The organism is Frigidibacter sp. MR17.14, from assembly GCF_037095735.1.
GTDB lineage: Bacteria > Pseudomonadota > Alphaproteobacteria > Rhodobacterales > Rhodobacteraceae > Frigidibacter.
This window is the reverse complement of the sequence record NZ_JBAWKD010000006.1, coordinates 1-17532: the sequence shown is the minus strand read 5'-3', so window position 1 is coordinate 17532 and position 17532 is coordinate 1. Positions and strand designations below refer to the sequence as shown.

Sequence of the window (17532 nt, the reverse complement as noted above, 5' to 3'; positions counted from 1 at the left end):
CGAGGCATGAACGCAGCAGCCACCAAACTCCCGCTCGAACTCGGTCCCATCCATTTCGTGGGCATCGGCGGCATCGGCATGTCGGGCATCGCCGAGGTGCTGATGACGCTGGGCTACCGGGTGCAGGGGTCGGATCTGAAGGCCTCGAAGATCACCGACCGGCTGGTGTCGCTGGGCGCGACCTTCTTCGAGGGGCAGCAGGCCTCGAACATCGGCGAGGCCGAGGTGGTGGTGATCTCTTCCGCGATCAAGAAGGGCAACCCCGAGCTGGACGAGGCGCGCCTGCGCAACCTGCCCGTCGTGCGCCGGGCCGAGATGCTGGCAGAGCTGATGCGGATGCGCTCGAACATCGCGATCGCCGGCACGCACGGCAAGACCACGACGACGACGATGGTGGCGACGCTTCTGGACAAGGGCGGGTTCGACCCGACCGTGATCAACGGCGGCGTGATCCATGCCTATGGCTCGAACGCCCGCGCGGGGCAGGGCGAGTGGATGGTGGTCGAAGCCGACGAGTCCGACGGCACCTTCAACCGCCTGCCCGCAACCATCGCCATCGTCACCAACATCGACCCCGAGCACATGGAGCACTGGGGCTCGATCGAGAACCTGCGCCGCGGCTTCCAGGACTTCGTGACCAACATCCCGTTCTACGGGCTCGCCGTGTGCTGCACCGACCACCCCGAGGTGCAGGCGCTGGTCGGCCGGGTGACGGACCGCCGCATCGCCACCTTCGGCTTCAACGCGCAGGCCGACGTGCGCGCGGTGAACCTGCGGTATGAGAAGGGCATCGCCCATTTCGACATCCTGCTGCAGGCCGAGGATCAGGTGATCGAGGGCTGCACCCTGCCGATGCCGGGCGACCACAACGTCTCGAACGCGCTGGCCGCGGTCGCGGTGGCGCGCCACCTCGGGATGAAGAAGGACGAGATCCGCGAGGCGCTGGCGAAGTTCGGCGGCGTGAACCGGCGCTTCACCAAGGTCGGCGAGGTGCTGGGCGGCGTCACCATCATCGATGACTACGGGCACCACCCGGTCGAGATCGCGGCGGTGCTGAAGGCCGCGCGGCAGGCGGTAGCGGGCAACCCGCGCGCCCGCGTGATCGCCGTGCACCAGCCGCACCGCTACACCCGCCTGCACTCGCTCTTCGACGACTTCTGCACCTGCTTCAACGAGGCCGACGTGGTCGCCATCGCCGAGGTCTATGCCGCGGGCGAGGAACCGATCCCCGGGGCCAGCCGCGACGACCTCGTGCAGGGGCTGATCGCCCATGGCCACCGCCACGCCCGCGCGATCCTGTCGGTGGACGACCTTGCGCGGCTGGTGCGCGAACAGGCGCGGCCGGGCGACATCGTCGTCTGCCTTGGCGCCGGCACGATCTCCAGCTGGGCGAACCTGCTGCCCGAGAAGCTGAAGGACGCCGCCTGATGGCCTCGGCACTGAGCTTGTTGATGCTCTGGGCGGTCGCGGTGAACACCGTGCCCTTCGCGCCCTCGCGCTGGCGTCACGCCTCGACCGCGCTGCTGATCGGCAGCGGGATCGCGGTTCTGGGCCACCTGACCGCCAGCGCCGGGCCGGTCGCGGGGCTGCTCGCGCTGGTCTTCGGGGCGGCGATGCTGCGCTGGCCGCCGGGCCTTGGCCTGCGTCTGGCCTTGCATCGCGGGCGGCGACGGCTAGAGAGGGCGTGACCCCCGCCCAGACGCCCCGCGCCTGACGCCCCCCGTCTAGACGACCCGAGGCCCGCATGACCACCGACCCCGCCCAGATCCCCGTCCGCGGCACGCTGACGCCCGCGCGCGCCCTGTCGGACCTCACCTGGCTGCGCGTCGGCGGTCCGGCCGACTGGCTGTTCCAGCCAGCCGACCCCGAGGATCTCGCGGCCTTCCTCGCCGCCCTCGATCCCGCGGTGCCGGTCTTCCCGATGGGCGTCGGCTCGAACCTGATCGTGCGCGACGGCGGCCTGCGCGCCGTGGTCATCCGCCTTGGCCGCGGCTTCAACGCCATCACCTGCGAGGGCGGCCGCGTCACCGCCGGGGCCGCGGCACTCGATGCCCATGTCGCCCGCCGCGCGGCCGAGGCCGGCTGCGACCTCGCCTTCCTGCGCACCATCCCCGGCTCGATCGGCGGCGCGGTGCGGATGAACGCCGGCTGCTACGGCAGCTACACCTTCGACCATCTGGCCGAGGTGCAGGCCGTCACCCGCGACGGGCGCCTGGTGACGCTTGCCCCCGCCGATCTGAAGCCCGGCTACCGCCAGACAGAGCTGCTCGAGGGCTGGGTGATCACCGCCGCCAGCTTCGCGCCGCCCGCCGGCGATCCCGCGGACCTCGCCGCGCGGATGGACGAGCAGATCGCCAAGCGCGACGCCAGCCAGCCCTCGAAGGCGCGCAGCGCGGGTTCGACCTTCCGCAATCCGGCAGGCTTCAGCAGCACCGGCCGCGCCGACGACACGCACGAGCTGAAGGCCTGGAAGCTGATCGCCGATGCCGGCATGCGCGGCGCCCGGCAGGGCGGGGCGGAAATGTCGGAAATGCATTGCAATTTCCTGCTGAACGCCGGCGGCGCCAGCGCCGCCGACCTCGAAGGTCTGGGCGAGGAGGTCCGCAAAAAGGTTTTGCAGCACTCCGGAATTTCGCTACAGTGGGAAATCATGCGCGTCGGCGAACCGACGCCCTGAGGGACAGGCCGGAAGCGGCTGAAAAACAACAAATTCCGGGGGCGCGAACCCCCAACCTTCCGCGAAACTTTCGGCGCGGACAATAAAACGAGGCGGGCATGTCGAGCAGGGCAGCCCCCAAAGTGGCGGTATTGATGGGTGGACCCTCCGCGGAACGCGAGGTCTCGCTCGTCTCGGGGCGTGAATGCGCCCAGGCCCTTCGGGTGGCAGGATACGAGGTCGTCGAGATCGACGCGGGTCCGCAGGGCGGGGCCGATCTGTCCGCGCGCCTGATCGCGGCGGAGCCCGACGTGGTCTTCAACGCGCTGCATGGCCGCTGGGGCGAGGACGGCTGCGTGCAGGGCCTGCTCGAGTGGCTGCGCATCCCCTACACCCACTCGGGCGTGCTGGCCTCGGCGCTGGCGATGGACAAGACCCGCGCCAAGGCCGCCTATCGCACCGCCGGCCTGCCGGTGGTCGAAAGCCTGCTGGTCAGCCGCGAGGCCGCGAAAGCCGCCCATCCGATGCCCGCGCCCTATGTGGTGAAGCCGAATGCCGAGGGCTCTTCGGTCGGGGTCTACATCGTGCAGGACGGTGCCAACGGCCCGGCGCAGCTGTCGGATGACATGCCGGACACGGTGATGGTCGAAACCTATGTCCCGGGGCGCGAGCTGACCTGTTCCGTCCTTGGCGACCGCGCGCTCTGCGTGACCGAGATCATGACCTCGGGCTGGTACGACTACCACGCGAAATACGCCCCCGGCGGCTCGAGCCACATCCTGCCCGCCGACATCCCCGACGAGATCGCCGACGCCTGCCGCGACTACGCGCTGCGCGCCCATCAGGCGCTCGGCTGCCGCGGGCTGTCGCGCTCGGACTTCCGCTGGACCCCCGAGCGTGGGCTCGACGGCCTCTTCATCCTGGAAACCAACACCCAGCCGGGGATGACGCCCACCTCGCTTTCGCCCGAACAGGCGGCCCATGCCGGGCTCGACTTCCCGGCGCTCTGCCGCTGGATCGTGGAGGATGCCTCGTGCAGCCGGTGAACGGGCTCGGCGCGCCGCGGCGCGATCCGGCACCCAGCCGGGCGGCCTACCGGCTGCACCGTCTCTGGCTGACGCCGCTTTACCGGCGGCTGCTGCGGGTGGGCCTGCCCGCCTTCCTGATGGCGATGGTCGCGGGCATCTACCTGTCTTCGGACGCGCGCCGGGCGGCGCTGGTGACCGACGTGCAGGACATGACCCGCGCCGTGCAGGACCGCCCCGAATTCATGGTGACGCTGATGGCGATCGACGGCGCCTCGGCACCGCTGGCCGATGCGATCCGCAACGTGACCCAGATCCCGTTCCCGGTCTCGTCCTTCCAGCTCGACCTGCCGGCGCTGCGCGCGCAGATCGAGCAGATCGACGCCGTGAAGCGGGCCGAGCTGCGCGTGCGCGCCGGGGGCGTTCTGCAGGTCGACGTGACCGAGCGGGTGCCGGTGCTGGTCTGGCGCATCGACGGAGGGCTTTTCGCGGTGGACGAGGACGGCTACCGCATCGCCCAGCTGACCAGCCGCGAGGCGCGGGCCGACCTGCCGCTGATCGCGGGGGCAGGGGCCGATCTGGCGGTGCCGGAGGCGATGGCGATCATGGCCGCCGCGACGCCGATCCTGCCGCGGGTGCGCGGCCTCGTGCGGATGGGCGAGCGGCGCTGGGACATGATCCTCGACCGCGGCCAGTCGATCGAGCTTCCGGCCACCGACGCGGTGCGCGGGATCGAGGCGGTGATCGCGCTGGACAAGGCCGAAGACATTCTGGCGCGCGACATCGACGTGGTGGACATGCGCATCCTCGACCGCCCGACGCTTCGGCTGTCGGAAACGGCGGCGGCGCGGTTCCGGGGCACCGGGGCGCGGTCGGATACGAAAAAGCAGCTCGTCGCCGGGAACTGACCGAAGGGTCGGACGGCGGGGGGGCGGGGACGATGGCGGGAAACAGCAACAGACGACGGGACGGCACCGTCGCAGCGGGCGAGAAGGCGGGCAGATGACGGATCTCTACCAGACGCAAAGGGCGATGCGGAACATGCGCCGCGCGGCGATGCAGCGCGGCGTGATCGCGATCCTCGACGTGGGAACATCGAAGATCGCCTGCCTCGTGCTGCAGTTCGACGGCCCCGAGCCCGAGCGCGAGGACGGCCTCGGCTCGATGGCCGGCCAGTCGCAGTTCCGCGTCATCGGTGCCGCCACCACCCGCTCGCGCGGCGTCCGCTTCGGCGAGATCGACGCGATGCAGGAGACCGAGCGCGCGATCCGCACCGCCGTTCAGGCCGCCCAGAAGATGGCCAACGTCCGCGTCGACCATGTGATCGCCTGCTTCGCCGGCGCGAACCCGCGCAGCTACGGCCTTGCCGGCGAGGTCGAGATCGAGGCCGGTCAGGTCAGCGAACAGGACATCGCCCGTGTCCTCGCCGCCGCCGACGTGCCCGACTTCGGCCAGGGCCGCGACGCGCTGCACGCCCAGCCGGTGAACTTCGCCCTCGACCACCGCTCGGGCCTCGCCGACCCGCGCGGCCAGATCGGCAACCGCCTTGCCGTCGACATGCACCTGCTGACCGTCGACCAGTCGGCGATCTCGAACCTCGTGCATTGCATCAAGCGCTGCGACCTCGAACTCGCGGGGCTCGCCTCCTCGGCCTATGTCTCGGGCATCTCGTCGCTGGTCGAGGACGAGCAGGAGCTGGGCGCGGCCTGCATCGACATGGGCGGCGGCGCGACCGGCCTCTCGATCTTCATGAAGAAGCACATGATCTATGCCGACGCGGTGCGTCTGGGCGGCGATCACGTCACCTCGGACATCGCCAAGGGCCTGCAGGTGCCGATGGCGACGGCCGAGCGGATCAAGACCTTCTACGGCGGCGTCCACGCCACCGGCATGGACGACCGCGAGATGATCGAGATCGGCGGCGAGACCGGCGACTGGGAACGCGACCGCCGCCGCGTCAGCCGGGCCGAGCTGATCGGGATCATGCGCCCCCGCGTCGAAGAGATCCTCGAGGACGTGCGCGCCCGCCTCGACGCCGCGGGATTCGAGCATCTGCCGAGCCAGCAGATCGTCCTCTCGGGCGGCGCGAGCCAGATCCCGGGCCTCGACGGTCTGGCGGCGCGGATCCTCGGCCAGAACGTGCGCCTTGGCCGTCCGCTCAGGGTGCAGGGCCTGCCGCAGGCCGCGACCGGGCCGGCCTTCGCCTCGTCGGTGGGGCTCTGCCTCTTTGCCGCGCATCCGCAGGACGAATGGTGGGATTTCGAGATTCCGGCCGAACGCTATCCCGCCCGCTCGCTCAAGCGCGCGATGAAGTGGTTCAAAGACAACTGGTAAGACCGGCAGGGCAGGGGGCGCGCGCGAAGGTTTGATCCGTCAAGGGCTTCCCCGCATCATCCCGGGGGTTCCCCGCGCCGCCCCCGCCTGCTAGACCAATACCATCGCCGGCCCGACAGAGGCCGGAGCAAGACCAAGGGCGACAGAGCAGTCTCCCAGATCCCGCGGCCGCAGGGCGATTCCCAGGGGGGATTCGCCGCAAACCTTGCTGCGATGCAAAATGTGGTTCGCCCCGGCGAGCCTGCAATATGGTGGAGTTTCGGCAAGATACCGCTTCCCGAGGCTCTCGACCCCCCATATTTTGCGGCAGGATCATGTTTTCCTCGTGACCTCTCGGCAAAGCATCGCTAATCTTGGGCGAAAGTGCGGGATAACGGCCGGGCCCCCCAGAACAGTCATGGCCGGCGACATAACGGGCGGACAAGCGATGACCCTCAACCTGACGATGACCGACCACGAAGAGCTGAAGCCCCGGATCACCGTGTTCGGTGTCGGCGGTGCGGGTGGCAACGCGGTCAACAACATGATCGACAAGCAGCTCGAGGGGGTCGAGTTCGTCGTCGCGAACACCGATGCCCAGGCGCTGGCCCAGTCGAAGTCGCAGGCCCGCATCCAGATCGGCAACAAGGTGACCGAAGGCCTCGGCGCGGGCGCCCGCCCGACCGTCGGCGCCGCCGCCGCCGAAGAGTCGATCGAGCAGATCGTCGACCATCTCGCCGGCGCACACATGTGCTTCATCACCGCCGGCATGGGCGGCGGCACCGGCACCGGCGCCGCCCCGATCATCGCGCAGGCCGCGCGTGAGCTTGGCGTGCTGACCGTCGGCGTCGTCACCAAGCCCTTCCAGTTCGAAGGCACTAAGCGCATGCGTCAGGCCGAGGCCGGCGTCGAGGCGCTGCAGAAGGTCGTCGACACGCTGATCATCATTCCCAACCAGAACCTGTTCCGGCTGGCGAACGAGCGCACGACCTTCACCGAAGCCTTCGCGATGGCCGACGACGTGCTCTATCAGGGCGTCAAGGGCATCTCTGACCTGATGGTCCGCCCGGGCCTGATCAACCTCGACTTCGCCGACGTCCGCTCGGTGATGGACGAGATGGGCAAGGCGATGATGGGCACCGGCGAGGCCGATGGCGAAGACCGCGCCCGCCACGCCGCCGAGAAGGCGATCGCCAACCCGCTGCTGGACGAGATCAGCCTCAACGGCGCCAAGGGCGTGCTGATCAACATCACCGGCGGCTACGACCTGACCCTGTTCGAACTGGACGAGGCCGCGAACGTGATCCGCGAGAAGGTGGATCCGGAAGCCAACATCATCGTCGGCTCGACGCTGGACCCCGACATGGACGGCACGATGCGCGTCTCGGTCGTGGCGACCGGCATCGACGCCACTGCCAATGTCGAGATCCCGGGCCCGCGCCGCACCGCCGCCGCCCCGGCGCCGCAGCCGCCCGTGCAGCAGCGCGCCCCGCAGCCGGCGCCGCAGCCCGCCCCGGCGCCGCGTGCCGAGATGACCGCGCCGCCGGTCGCCCGTGCCCCGGTCGCGCCGCAGCCCGCGCCCGAGCCGGAACACTACGACGAGCCGGTGCAGGACAGCTTCCCCGGCATCGCCCAAGACTACGAGCGCGAGCCCGAGCCGCAGGTCGACGACCTGCCGCCCCCGGCCTACCGCCCGACCGCCGCGCAGGGCCGCACCACCATGCGCGACGTCCATGTCGAGGATGATGCCGCCGCCTTCGTCGCGCCCCGTGCCCGCCAGCCCGGCACCCCCTCGGCCGAGGCGATGGCCCGCCTGCAGGCCGCCGCCGCCAAGGCTCCGGCCGCCCGCCCGGCCGCCGAGCGTGCGCCCGAGCGCGCCCCGGCTCCGGCCCCCCGCCAGCCGCAGCCGGCCCCGGCCGCCGCGCAGGATCGTCCTCGCTTCGGCATCAACTCGCTGATCAACCGGATGACCGGCCACCACGGCGAGCAGCCCGCGCCGACCCGTTCGGCCCCGCCCGCACCGCGCAGCCAGCCGCCGGTCCAGGCCTATGACGACGAGCAGGACGGCGACCACGACAGGACCGAGATTCCCGCATTCCTGCGTCGTCAGGCGAACTGAAAAGTCACAGTTTGTGCGTTAAGGGGCTGGGGATAACCCGGCCCTTTTTCTTTTGAATCATTCGGTTGCCTGCTGAACTTTTCGGTTCAGGCAAGGTTGCGCTTATTTGCGTCGGATTTGTTTCACCGCGTTGCAAAGCGTGAATTGTGCATGCGCAGCGAACGGCTTACCTCCAGACTCGTCGGGATGCCCCCTTGCTGGGCGTCACCGGCGGGGCCCGACCCGGACCCGATGTCCCAGACACGAAGTCCGCGACGGTCACGATAATAAAGAGGCAGGAAACAATGCAGACGACTCTCCGCTCCGCTATCACGTTCAAGGGTGTCGGCCTGCATTCGGGGGCCCCGGTCCGCATGACGCTGCAGCCGGCCTCGGCCAACTACGGCATCTGGTTCCGCCGCACCGACATCGCCGATGACACCGACGCGCTGATCCCCGCCCGCTGGGACGCCGTGGTGCCCTCGAAGCTCTGCACCCTGATCGCCAACCGCGCCGGCGTCTCGGTCTCGACGATCGAGCATGTGATGGCCGCGCTGGCCGGCACCGGCGTGCACAACGCGCTGATCGAGATCGACGGCCCCGAGGCGCCGATCCTCGACGGCTCGTCGGCGCCCTTCGTCGCCGCGATCATGGCCCGCGGCCTGCGCGAGCTGACCGCCCCGGTCCGCGCGATCAAGATCATCGACCCGGTCGAGCATGCGGAAGGCGAGGCCTTTGCCCGGCTCGAGCCCGGCGCCGAGGCGCTGGAGATGCGCTTCGACATCGACTTCACCGATGCCGCCATCGGCCGCCAGAGCCGCGAGCTGATCCTCGCCAACGGCGCCTTCGTGCGGGAACTCTCGGACAGCCGCACCTTCTGCCGCCAGTCGGATGTCGAGGCGATGCAGAAGAACGGCCTCGCGCTTGGCGGCACCTACATGAACGCGGTCGTCTTCGACGGCGAGCGGGTGCTCTCGCCCGGTGGCCTGCGCCACGAGGACGAGCCGGTGCGCCACAAGATGCTCGACGCGATGGGCGACCTCGCGCTGGCCGGCATGCCGATCCTCGGCCGCTACGTCGGCAACCGCGCCGGTCACGCAATGACCAACCGCCTGCTGCGCGCGCTTTTCGCCCGTCCCGAGGCCTTCCGCATCGTGACGCTCGGCGCCGAGGCCGAGGCCTTCCTTCCGGGCGCGAATCTCTCGGCCGACGACCTGCCCGCTTACGCCTGAGCGGGTCCGCGCGGCCAAGCGCGGACACCCGCCTGCATGGGGCGAAAGGCGTTTTGCGCACCGGATTTTTCTGTGCTACGAGGATGCGAACCGCCGCCGCGCCCGGTCCCGGACCGGGGGCCGCGGTCGAGAAACAGCCGCAAAGGCAAGACCAGGTGACGCAGGAACGAATGGGGCGGGGCATGGGACGGGCAGGCAGGTCGGTGATCGCCGGTCTCGCGGTTGCAGCTTTGCTCGCCGGTTGCGGGTCGCGGGCTCCGAAAGAGCCGGCGCTCGAGTCGCTCACCGCCGAACAGATCTACGAGAAGGCCGAAACCTCGCTCGAGACGCAGCGCCGCGCCACGGATGCCGCGCATCTCTTCTCCGAAGTGGAACGGCTCTATCCCTATTCCGACTGGGCCAAGCGCGCGCTGATCATGCAGGCCTTCGCCTATCACAAGGATGGCGACTACGAGAATTCGCGCGGGGCCGCCCAGCGCTACATCGACTTCTACCCCGGCGAGGAGGATGCGGCCTATGCCCAGTATCTCCTCGCGCTCAGCTATTACGACCAGATCGACGACGTCGGCCGCGACCAGGGCCTGACCTTCCAGGCGCTGCAGGCGCTGCGCAAGGTCATCGAGACCTATCCCGACAGCGAATACGCCAAGTCCTCGATGATGAAGTTCGATCTCGCCTTCGACCATCTCGCGGCGAAGGAGATGGAGATCGGGCGCTACTATCTGAAGCGCGGCAACTACACGGCGGCGATCAACCGCTTCCGCGTCGTGGTCGAGCAGTTCCAGACCACCACCCAGACGCCCGAGGCGCTGCACCGGCTGGTCGAGGCCTATCTGTCGCTCGGCCTCGCCAACGAGGCGCAGACCGCGGGCGCGATCCTCGGTCACAACTTCCAGTCCACCGAGTGGTATCAGGACAGCTACAGGCTGCTGACCGCCAAGGGGCTGAAGCCCGAGGCCAAGGGGGACGGCTGGCTGTCGTCGATCTACCGCCAGACCATCCGCGGCGAATGGATGTGACCGGTCCCGCAGGGGGCCGGACGCTTCGCCGGATGCTTCGGGGGCGCTGATGCTCGTATCGCTGGACGTCCGCGATCTGCTGCTGATCGACCGGCTTTCGCTGGACTTCGATCCCGGCCTCAACGTGCTGACCGGCGAAACCGGGGCCGGCAAGTCGATCCTTCTCGATGCGCTGGGCTTCGTGCTGGGCTGGCGCGGCCGCGCCGATCTGGTGCGCGCGGGCGCGGCGCAGGGCGAGGTGACGGCGGTCTTCGCGCTACCCCCCGGCCATCCCGCGGCCGAGGTGCTGGCCGAGGCAGGCATCGCCGGCGACTTCGACGCGGGCGAAGAGCTGATCCTGCGTCGCGTCACCACCCCCGACGGGCGCAAGACCGGCTGGATTAACGACCGCCGCGTCTCGGGCGAGGTGATGCGCAGCCTTTCGGACCGTCTGGTCGAGCTGCACGGCCAGCATGACGACCGCGGGCTTCTCGACCCGAAGGGCCACCGCGGCCTTCTCGATGCCTTCCTCGGCCGCGCCGACCTGCGCGCCGCGGCCCGTGCCGGCTGGACGCGCCTCTCGGCCGCCCGCCGCGCGCTGGCCGAGGCTGGTGCCAAGGTCGAGGCGCTGAAGGCCGAAGAAGAGTTCCTGCGCCATGCCGTGGGCGAGCTCGACAAGATCGACCCAGAGCCCGGCGAGGAAGCCCAACTCGACGCCCGCCGGCGCGAGATGCAGGGCGCGCAGCGGATCCGCGAGGATGTCTCGCGCGCCTATCAGGCGATCTCGCCCGACGGGGCCGAGGGCGCGATGTCGGACGCGATCCGCTGGCTGGAAGGCGCCGCCGACAGGGCAGGGGGCCGGCTCGAGGCGCCGCTCGCCGCCCTCGACCGCGCGATGATCGAACTGGCCGAGGCGCAGGCCGGGGTCGAGACCGCGCTCGAGGCGCTGAGCTTCGATCCCGCCGTTCTGGAAAGCACCGAGGAACGGCTGTTCGCGATCCGCGCGCTGGCGCGCAAGCATGGCGTGCTGGCCGATGATCTTGGCGCCTATGCGCAGGGGCTGCGCCTGAAGCTCTCGAACCTTGAGGGCGGCGAGGCCGATCTGGCCACGCTCGCCGCCGCCGTCACCACGGCACAGTCCGACTACGCCGCCGCCGCCGCCGCCCTCACCGCCGCCCGGACCGAGGCCGCGGCGCGGCTCGACGCCGCGATGGCGGCCGAGCTTGCGCCCCTGAAGATGGAACGCGCGCAGTTCCGCACGGTGATCGAGCCCGGCGACGCCGGCCCCGAGGGCAGCGATCAGGTCAGCTTCACCGTCGCCACCAACCCCGGTGCCCCGCCCGGCGCGCTCAACCGCATCGCCTCGGGCGGCGAGCTGTCGCGCTTCCTGCTGGCGCTCAAGGTCTGCCTTGCCCGCGACGGCGAGGCGCAGGTGATGATCTTCGACGAGATCGACCGCGGGGTCGGCGGCGCGACCGCCGATGCGGTGGGCCGGCGGCTGGAAAAGCTCGCCGCCACCGCGCAGGTGCTGGTCGTCACCCATTCGCCGCAGGTCGCCGCCCGCGGCGCCCGGCACTGGCGGGTGTCGAAATCCGTCTCCGGCGCGACCGGGGCCGAGATCACCACCTCGCGGGTCGAGCCGCTGGATGCCGGCGACCGCGTCGACGAGCTTGCGCGGATGCTCTCGGGCGAAAGCGTGACCGAGGCCGCCCGCGCCGCCGCCCGCGCGCTGATCGACGGCTGATGCGGGACCAGTTCCCGGATCCCGCCCTCGCGGCGGCGCTGCTGCCCGATGCCTTCGACCGGACCGACGGCGCCCACGATCCCGCGCATCTGCTGCGCGTCTGGCGCAACGTCGCGCGGATCGCGGCGTCGGAAGGTGGTGACCTGCAGATCCTGCAGGCCGCCACGCTGCTGCATGACTGCGTCTGGGTCGACAAGCGCGACCCCGCCCGCGCGCAGGCCTCGCGCCGCGCCGCCACCCGGGCCCGCGCGCTGCTCGCGGCGCTCGACTGGCCGCAGGACCGCATCGACGCCACCGCCCATGCGATCGAGGCGCACAGCTTCTCGGCCGGCATCCCGCCCGAAACGCTCGAGGCGGGGATCCTGCGCGACGCCGACCGGCTCGACGCGATGGGCTTCATCGGCGTCGCGCGCTGCTTCTACACCGCCGGCCTGAACGGCGGCGCCATCGCCGACGCGACCGACCCCGCCGCGCTGGCGCGCCCCCTCGACGACGCCGCCTTCGCGCTCGACCATTTCACGACGAAGCTCCTGCGTCTCGAAGCGGGCTTCACCACCGCGACCGGCCGCCGCCTTGCCGCCGAACGCGCCGCCCGCCTCACCGCGTTCCGCAAGGGCCTGCTCGACGAGCTGGCCTGACACTCCCGATCCGGACGGTTCCGATCCCGCTGGGGGGCGCCGTCGGCTTCCCGCGTCTCGCAAAACGTTCCGGCAGTTCGGCCCCACCTGTGAAGGGTCACCGCCGGCGCGCTGCGGCCAGGGTGGTTGCCATGCTCGCATCCGGACCCTGAGACTTCCCCTTGCGAACCCCCGCGCCGCCCCGCTATAGGAGGGCCAGAGCGGCGGGTATGGTGTAGTGGTAGCGCCTTAGCCTTCCAAGCTAATGGGGCGGGTTCGATTCCCGCTACCCGCTCCAGATCTCCCCACAGATCGCAGGCCGAACTGCCCCGGGCCGACCGCGGCCTTCGCGCTTTCGCATTGGCCCAAATATCCCGGGGGTGAGCGGGCAAGGCCCGCGAGGGGGCAGCGCCCCCTCCCTTCCGTCACGTTCCCGACGGCCCCGGCCCTGCGACCCTTGCACAGCTTGCCCTCGCACCGCCCACCCCCTAAACCCTCGCGCGGAACAGGAGGGCAGCATGGCCAGACGTCCGCAACCCGTGGGTCCCGACCGCGAGGGCTCGAAACGCATCGGCTCGCTCCGCGCGCTGGCGCCGTTCTTCCGGCCCTACCGCCTGCTGGCCCTCGCCGCGACCCTCGCGCTGACGCTGACCGCGGGCATCAGCCTCGTGCTGCCGATCGCCGTGCGCCGCGTCGTCGACGGCTTCAACCAGGGCGCGGAACTGCTCGACCAGTATTTCCTCGCGGCCCTCGGCATCGCCGCCGCGCTCGCCGTGGGCACCGGCCTGCGCTACATGCTGGTCACCCGCCTTGGCGAGCGGGTCGTGGCCGACATCCGCCGCGCGGTCTTCGACCGCGTCATCGCGATGAGCCCCGCCTTCTACGAACGCGTGCTCACCGGCGAGATCATTAGCCGCATCACCACCGATACCACGCTGATCCTCTCGGTCATCGGCTCCTCGGTCTCGATCGCGCTCCGGAACTTCCTGATCCTGATCGGCGCGCTCGCGCTTCTGATGCTGACCTCGTTCAAGCTGACGCTGCTCGTGCTGCTGATCGTGCCCGCCGTCATCATCCCGATCGTGGTGCTGGGGCGGCGCCTGCGCGCGCTCAGCCGCGAGAACCAGGACTGGATCGCGTCGTCTTCGGGCACCGCGGCCGAGATCCTGGCCTCGGCCCAGACCATCCAGGCCTTCACCCATGAAGGCGAAAGCCGCGCCGATTTCGCCCGCGTGACCGAACGCAGCTACGCCTCGGCCGCCGCGCGGATCAAGGTGCGCACGGTGATGACGGTGATCGTCATCCTGCTGGTGTTCTCGGGCGTGGTCGGCGTCCTCTGGATCGGCGCGCGCGACGTGCGCGCAGGCTCGATGAGCGTGGGCGAGCTGGTGCAGTTCGTCATCTATGCCGTCATGGCCGCGGGCTCGACCGGGGCGCTGTCGGAAATCTGGGGCGAGCTGCAGCGCGCCGCCGGCGCGACGGAACGCCTGTCGGAGCTGCTGGCCGCCGAGGACAGCGTGACCGACCCGGCCAGCCCGAAACAGCTCGCCGCCCCGGTCCGCGGCGCCATCGGTTTCGAGGGCGTGCGCTTCCACTACCCCTCGCGCCCCGGCGTCTCGGCCCTCGAAGGCATCGACCTTGCGATCGCGCCCGGCGAGACGGTGGCGCTGGTCGGCCCCTCGGGCGCCGGCAAGACCACGATCATCCAGCTGCTGCTGCGCTTCTACGATCCGCAGATCGGCCGCGTCACCCTCGACGGCACCGACCTCAAGGACCTCTCGCGCCCCGACTTCCGCCGCCACATCGCGCTGGTGCCGCAGGACCCGGTGATCTTCGCCGCCACCGCGCGCGAGAACATCCGCTTCGGCCGCCCCAGCGCCTCGGATGCCGAGGTCGAGGCCGCCGCCCGCGCCGCCGCCGCCCATGACTTCATCGAGAAGCTGCCCGAAGGCTATGACAGCTACGTCGGCGAACGCGGGGTGATGCTGTCGGGCGGCCAGAAGCAGCGCATCGCCATCGCCCGCGCGATCCTGCGCGACGCGCCGGTGCTGCTTCTGGACGAGGCGACGTCGGCGCTCGACGCCGAATCCGAGCGTCTCGTGCAGCAGGCCGTCGACCGGCTGGCCGAGGGGCGCACCACGATCATCATCGCCCACCGTCTCGCGACGGTGAAGAAGGCCGACCGCATCGTCGTCTTCGACGAGGGCCGCATCGTCGCGCAGGGCACCCATGACGCGCTAGTGGCCGAGGGCGGGCTCTATGCGCGGCTCGCCCGGCTGCAGTTCACCGAAGGGCTCGACACGCTCGACGCCTGACCGGACCGAGCCCGATGCCGACGGCCGCCCCCATGGGGCGGCCGTTTCCGTCACGCCCCTTGCCATCGCGCCCCCGCGCCGCCACTGTCCCGGCCACGTTCAAGGGGGCAGGGAGGCCCGGCACATGAGTTTCGTCGGGCTCGAGGACCGGATCCGCGTCGAAGCCGAAGGCGCCTGGGAGGCCCGCGCCACCCCGCGCACGATCCACCGCTTCCTCGCCGCCGCCGCCCGCGACCACGCCGCGCGCCCCGCGGTCAGCTTCCAGATCACCTCGGGGCCTGCCGACAGGGCCGAAACCCTGACCTGGGCGCAGCTGCACGCGCAGGTGACGCGCGCCGCGAACCTGCTGCGCCGCCTTGGCATCGGCCCCGCCGACCGCGTCGCGCTGGTGCTGCCGAATGCCACCGAAACCGCGGTGGCGCTCTTGGGCGCGATGGTCGCGGGCGTCGTCTGCCCGATCAACGCGCTGCTCGAGCCCGCGCAGATCGCCGCGATCCTGAACGAGACCGGGGCGAAGGGCGTCATCACCCTTGCGCCCTTCCCGAAATCCGACCTCAACCAGAAGGTCACCGCCGCACTGGCCGAGGCCCCCGGCGTCACTTTCGTGGCAGAGATCGACCTTGCCCATCACGTCGGCGGCCTCAAGCGCGCGCTGATCCCGCTGGTGCGCCCGAAGCGCGCCCCGGACCCGCGCCCGGTCACCCGGCTGAACTTCACGAAGGCGCTGGCGGCAGAGCCCGCAACGCTCGCCTTCGACGATCCCGAAGCCGACCGCATCGCTGCGCTCTTCCACACCGGCGGCACCACCGGCGCGCCGAAGCTTGCGCAACATCTCGTCTCGGGGATGATCTACAACGGCTGGCTGGGCGGCACGCTGCTGTTCAGCGAAGCCGACGTGCTGATCTGCCCGCTGCCGCTGTTCCACGTCTTCGCGGTCTATCCGATCCTGATGTCCTGCATCGCGTCCGGCGCCCACATGGTCCTGCCCACCCCGGCCGGCTACCGGGGCGAGGGCGTCTTCGACAACTTCTGGAAGCTGATCGCGCGCTGGCAGGTCACCTTCCTGATCACCGTGCCCACCGCCATCGCCGCCCTGATGCAGCGCCCCGTCGATGCCGATGTCTCGTCGCTGCGGATGGCGATCTCGGGTTCGGCACCGCTGCCGGTCGAGCTGTACCAGCGCTTCAAATCCGCGACCGGCGTCGAGATCGCCGAGGGCTACGGCCTGACCGAGGTCACCTGCCTTGTCTCCTGCAACCCGCCCGACGGGCCGAAGAAGGTGGGCTCGGTGGGCATCCCGATGCCCTATACCCAGATCCGCATCCTCAAGGGGCCGCATCACGCGCCCGAGGATTGCGCCACCGACGAGATCGGCGAGATCTGCGTGTCCAGCCCCGGCGTCTTCCCCGGCTCGACCTATCTGCAGACCGACCGCAACCGCGACCTCTTCGCGCAAGGCGCGTTCCTGCGCACCGGCGATCTCGGCCGGCTCGACGCGGATGGCTATCTCTGGATCACCGGGCGTTCGAAGGACCTGATCATCCGCGGCGGCCACAACATCGACCCCGGCGCGATCGAGGCGGCGCTGCTCTCGCATCCTGCCGTGGCCTTCGCCGGCGCCATCGGCCAGCCCGACGCCTTCGCGGGCGAGCTGCCCTGCGCCTATGTCGAGCTGGTGAAGGATGCCGAGGTCACGCCCGAAGCGCTGATCGCCCATGTCTCGGGCCTGCTGCCGGAACGCGCGATGATCCCGAAACATCTCGAGATCCTGGCAGAGCTTCCGAAGACCGCCGTCGGCAAGATCTTCAAGCCGGCGCTGCGCCGCCTCGCGATCCCGCGCGTGCTGGATGCCAGCCTTGAGGGCACCGGCTGCCATGTGCGCGAGGTGGTCGAGGATCCGCGCCGCGGTCTCGTCGCGCGGATCGGGGCAGGGGAGGGGGCCGACCGCGCCGCGGCCAGCGCCCGGCTTGGCGAATTCGCTCTGCCCTGGGACTGGTCCTGATCCGGGCCTGCCCCCGTCGCGGCATCGGCCCAAGCGCCTGTCGGTCCCGCATTGGTGAGGCGGGGCAGGGCAGGGGGGTGAATCGCGGGTGGCTCGACCGCTCGCAGGGGGTGTACGGGGGGTGTACGCCCGCTGCACCCGAGTCACCCCCGCCGATTCCGCGCGCTTCGCCCGCCGCCAGGCCTGTCGGCGCTGTGGATAACTGCACAAAACGAAGGCGCATCGCCCATGAAAACAGGGCTTCGCGAACGTTCTGTGACGGTGGATGAAAAAAGTGCTTGCGGAGCCCGGTCGATATCCCTAGAAACCCCTCTACCGAAGCGACGGTGGCCAACGACGGAAACGACGGCGGCGACACACCGAAGCGGAAGGGAACGAAATTCGGAGACTAGGCGAGCGGTGAGCGTCAGGAACTGACGCTGCTGATTGTTTTTTGTCTTCACGCTCTTTGACATTGATGGATGACTGAAGAGATATGTGGGCGGTTTGGTTCGTTTCGACGGACGAAGCTCTTGCATATCGGCCCTCTAGC

13 protein-coding genes and 1 tRNA gene are annotated in these 17532 nt (G+C 70.2%); all 14 read left to right on the top strand.

Annotated elements, in window-relative coordinates:
* The first annotated feature begins 6 nt into the window (after positions 1–6).
* The 14 genes from murC (at position 7) to V8J36_RS15375 (ending at position 17000) form a co-directional block, all read left to right on the top strand.
* Positions 7–1428: a UDP-N-acetylmuramate--L-alanine ligase gene (murC, locus tag V8J36_RS15440; protein ID WP_336468208.1), complete on the top strand. Its 1422-nt coding sequence runs from the start codon at positions 7–9 to the stop codon at positions 1426–1428.
* Positions 1428–1688 (top strand): DUF2484 family protein, encoded by a 261-nt coding sequence (locus V8J36_RS15435; protein WP_336468207.1) that lies wholly within the window; start codon positions 1428–1430, stop codon positions 1686–1688. The genes murC and V8J36_RS15435 overlap by 1 nt, the downstream gene beginning before the upstream one ends.
* Positions 1689–1744: 56 nt before the next feature.
* Positions 1745–2677: a UDP-N-acetylmuramate dehydrogenase gene (gene murB, locus V8J36_RS15430; protein WP_336468206.1), complete on the top strand. Its 933-nt coding sequence runs from the start codon at positions 1745–1747 to the stop codon at positions 2675–2677.
* 134 nt (positions 2678–2811) lie between these two features.
* Positions 2812–3702: a D-alanine--D-alanine ligase gene (locus V8J36_RS15425; RefSeq protein WP_442902498.1), complete on the top strand. Its 891-nt coding sequence runs from the start codon at positions 2812–2814 to the stop codon at positions 3700–3702.
* Entirely contained in the window at positions 3690–4589 is a 900-nt protein-coding gene (locus tag V8J36_RS15420; protein ID WP_336468204.1) for a cell division protein FtsQ/DivIB, read from the top strand. Before V8J36_RS15425 ends, V8J36_RS15420 begins: the two co-directional genes overlap by 13 nt.
* Positions 4590–4683: 94 nt before the next feature.
* The gene (gene ftsA / locus V8J36_RS15415) at positions 4684–6015 is read left to right on the top strand and encodes a cell division protein FtsA (RefSeq protein ID WP_336468203.1); all 1332 of its coding nucleotides are present in this window, start codon (positions 4684–4686) and stop codon (positions 6013–6015) included.
* A 427-nt stretch (positions 6016–6442) separates the two neighbouring features.
* Complete coding sequence (ftsZ, locus tag V8J36_RS15410) at positions 6443–8113, top strand: cell division protein FtsZ (RefSeq protein WP_336468202.1); 1671 nt, start codon at positions 6443–6445, stop codon at positions 8111–8113.
* Positions 8114–8397: 284 nt separating this feature from the next.
* Positions 8398–9324, top strand: coding sequence for a UDP-3-O-acyl-N-acetylglucosamine deacetylase (lpxC, locus tag V8J36_RS15405; RefSeq protein ID WP_336468201.1), 927 nt, complete (start codon positions 8398–8400; stop codon positions 9322–9324).
* 182 nt (positions 9325–9506) lie between these two features.
* Entirely contained in the window at positions 9507–10343 is an 837-nt protein-coding gene (locus tag V8J36_RS15400) for an outer membrane protein assembly factor BamD (protein WP_336468200.1), read from the top strand.
* A 49-nt stretch (positions 10344–10392) separates the two neighbouring features.
* Positions 10393–12066 carry a DNA repair protein RecN gene (recN, locus tag V8J36_RS15395; RefSeq protein WP_336468199.1) on the top strand — a complete coding sequence of 558 codons (1674 nt, stop codon included), beginning with the start codon at positions 10393–10395 and terminating at the stop codon, positions 12064–12066.
* Positions 12066–12704, top strand: coding sequence for an HD domain-containing protein (locus V8J36_RS15390; RefSeq protein ID WP_336468198.1), 639 nt, complete (start codon positions 12066–12068; stop codon positions 12702–12704). The genes recN and V8J36_RS15390 overlap by 1 nt, the downstream gene beginning before the upstream one ends.
* A 203-nt stretch (positions 12705–12907) precedes the next feature.
* Positions 12908–12981 (top strand) — tRNA-Gly (locus tag V8J36_RS15385).
* 220 nt (positions 12982–13201) lie between these two features.
* The gene (locus V8J36_RS15380) at positions 13202–14998 is read left to right on the top strand and encodes an ABC transporter transmembrane domain-containing protein (protein WP_336468197.1); all 1797 of its coding nucleotides are present in this window, start codon (positions 13202–13204) and stop codon (positions 14996–14998) included.
* Between the two features lie 124 nt (positions 14999–15122).
* Entirely contained in the window at positions 15123–17000 is a 1878-nt protein-coding gene (locus tag V8J36_RS15375; protein WP_336468196.1) for an acyl-CoA synthetase, read from the top strand.
* The last annotated feature ends 532 nt before the right edge of the window (positions 17001–17532 follow it).

Coding starts and splice junctions, on each gene's coding strand:
- murC (WP_336468208.1), top strand. CDS start 7: ATGAACGCAGCAGCCACCAAACTCCCGCTCGAACTCGGTCCCATCCAT.
- V8J36_RS15435 (WP_336468207.1), top strand. CDS start 1,428: ATGGCCTCGGCACTGAGCTTGTTGATGCTCTGGGCGGTCGCGGTGAAC.
- murB (WP_336468206.1), top strand. CDS start 1,745: ATGACCACCGACCCCGCCCAGATCCCCGTCCGCGGCACGCTGACGCCC.
- V8J36_RS15425 (WP_442902498.1), top strand. CDS start 2,812: ATGGGTGGACCCTCCGCGGAACGCGAGGTCTCGCTCGTCTCGGGGCGT.
- ftsA (WP_336468203.1), top strand. CDS start 4,684: ATGACGGATCTCTACCAGACGCAAAGGGCGATGCGGAACATGCGCCGC.
- ftsZ (WP_336468202.1), top strand. CDS start 6,443: ATGACCCTCAACCTGACGATGACCGACCACGAAGAGCTGAAGCCCCGG.
- lpxC (WP_336468201.1), top strand. CDS start 8,398: ATGCAGACGACTCTCCGCTCCGCTATCACGTTCAAGGGTGTCGGCCTG.
- V8J36_RS15400 (WP_336468200.1), top strand. CDS start 9,507: ATGGGACGGGCAGGCAGGTCGGTGATCGCCGGTCTCGCGGTTGCAGCT.
- recN (WP_336468199.1), top strand. CDS start 10,393: ATGCTCGTATCGCTGGACGTCCGCGATCTGCTGCTGATCGACCGGCTT.
- V8J36_RS15390 (WP_336468198.1), top strand. CDS start 12,066: ATGCGGGACCAGTTCCCGGATCCCGCCCTCGCGGCGGCGCTGCTGCCC.
- V8J36_RS15380 (WP_336468197.1), top strand. CDS start 13,202: ATGGCCAGACGTCCGCAACCCGTGGGTCCCGACCGCGAGGGCTCGAAA.
- V8J36_RS15375 (WP_336468196.1), top strand. CDS start 15,123: ATGAGTTTCGTCGGGCTCGAGGACCGGATCCGCGTCGAAGCCGAAGGC.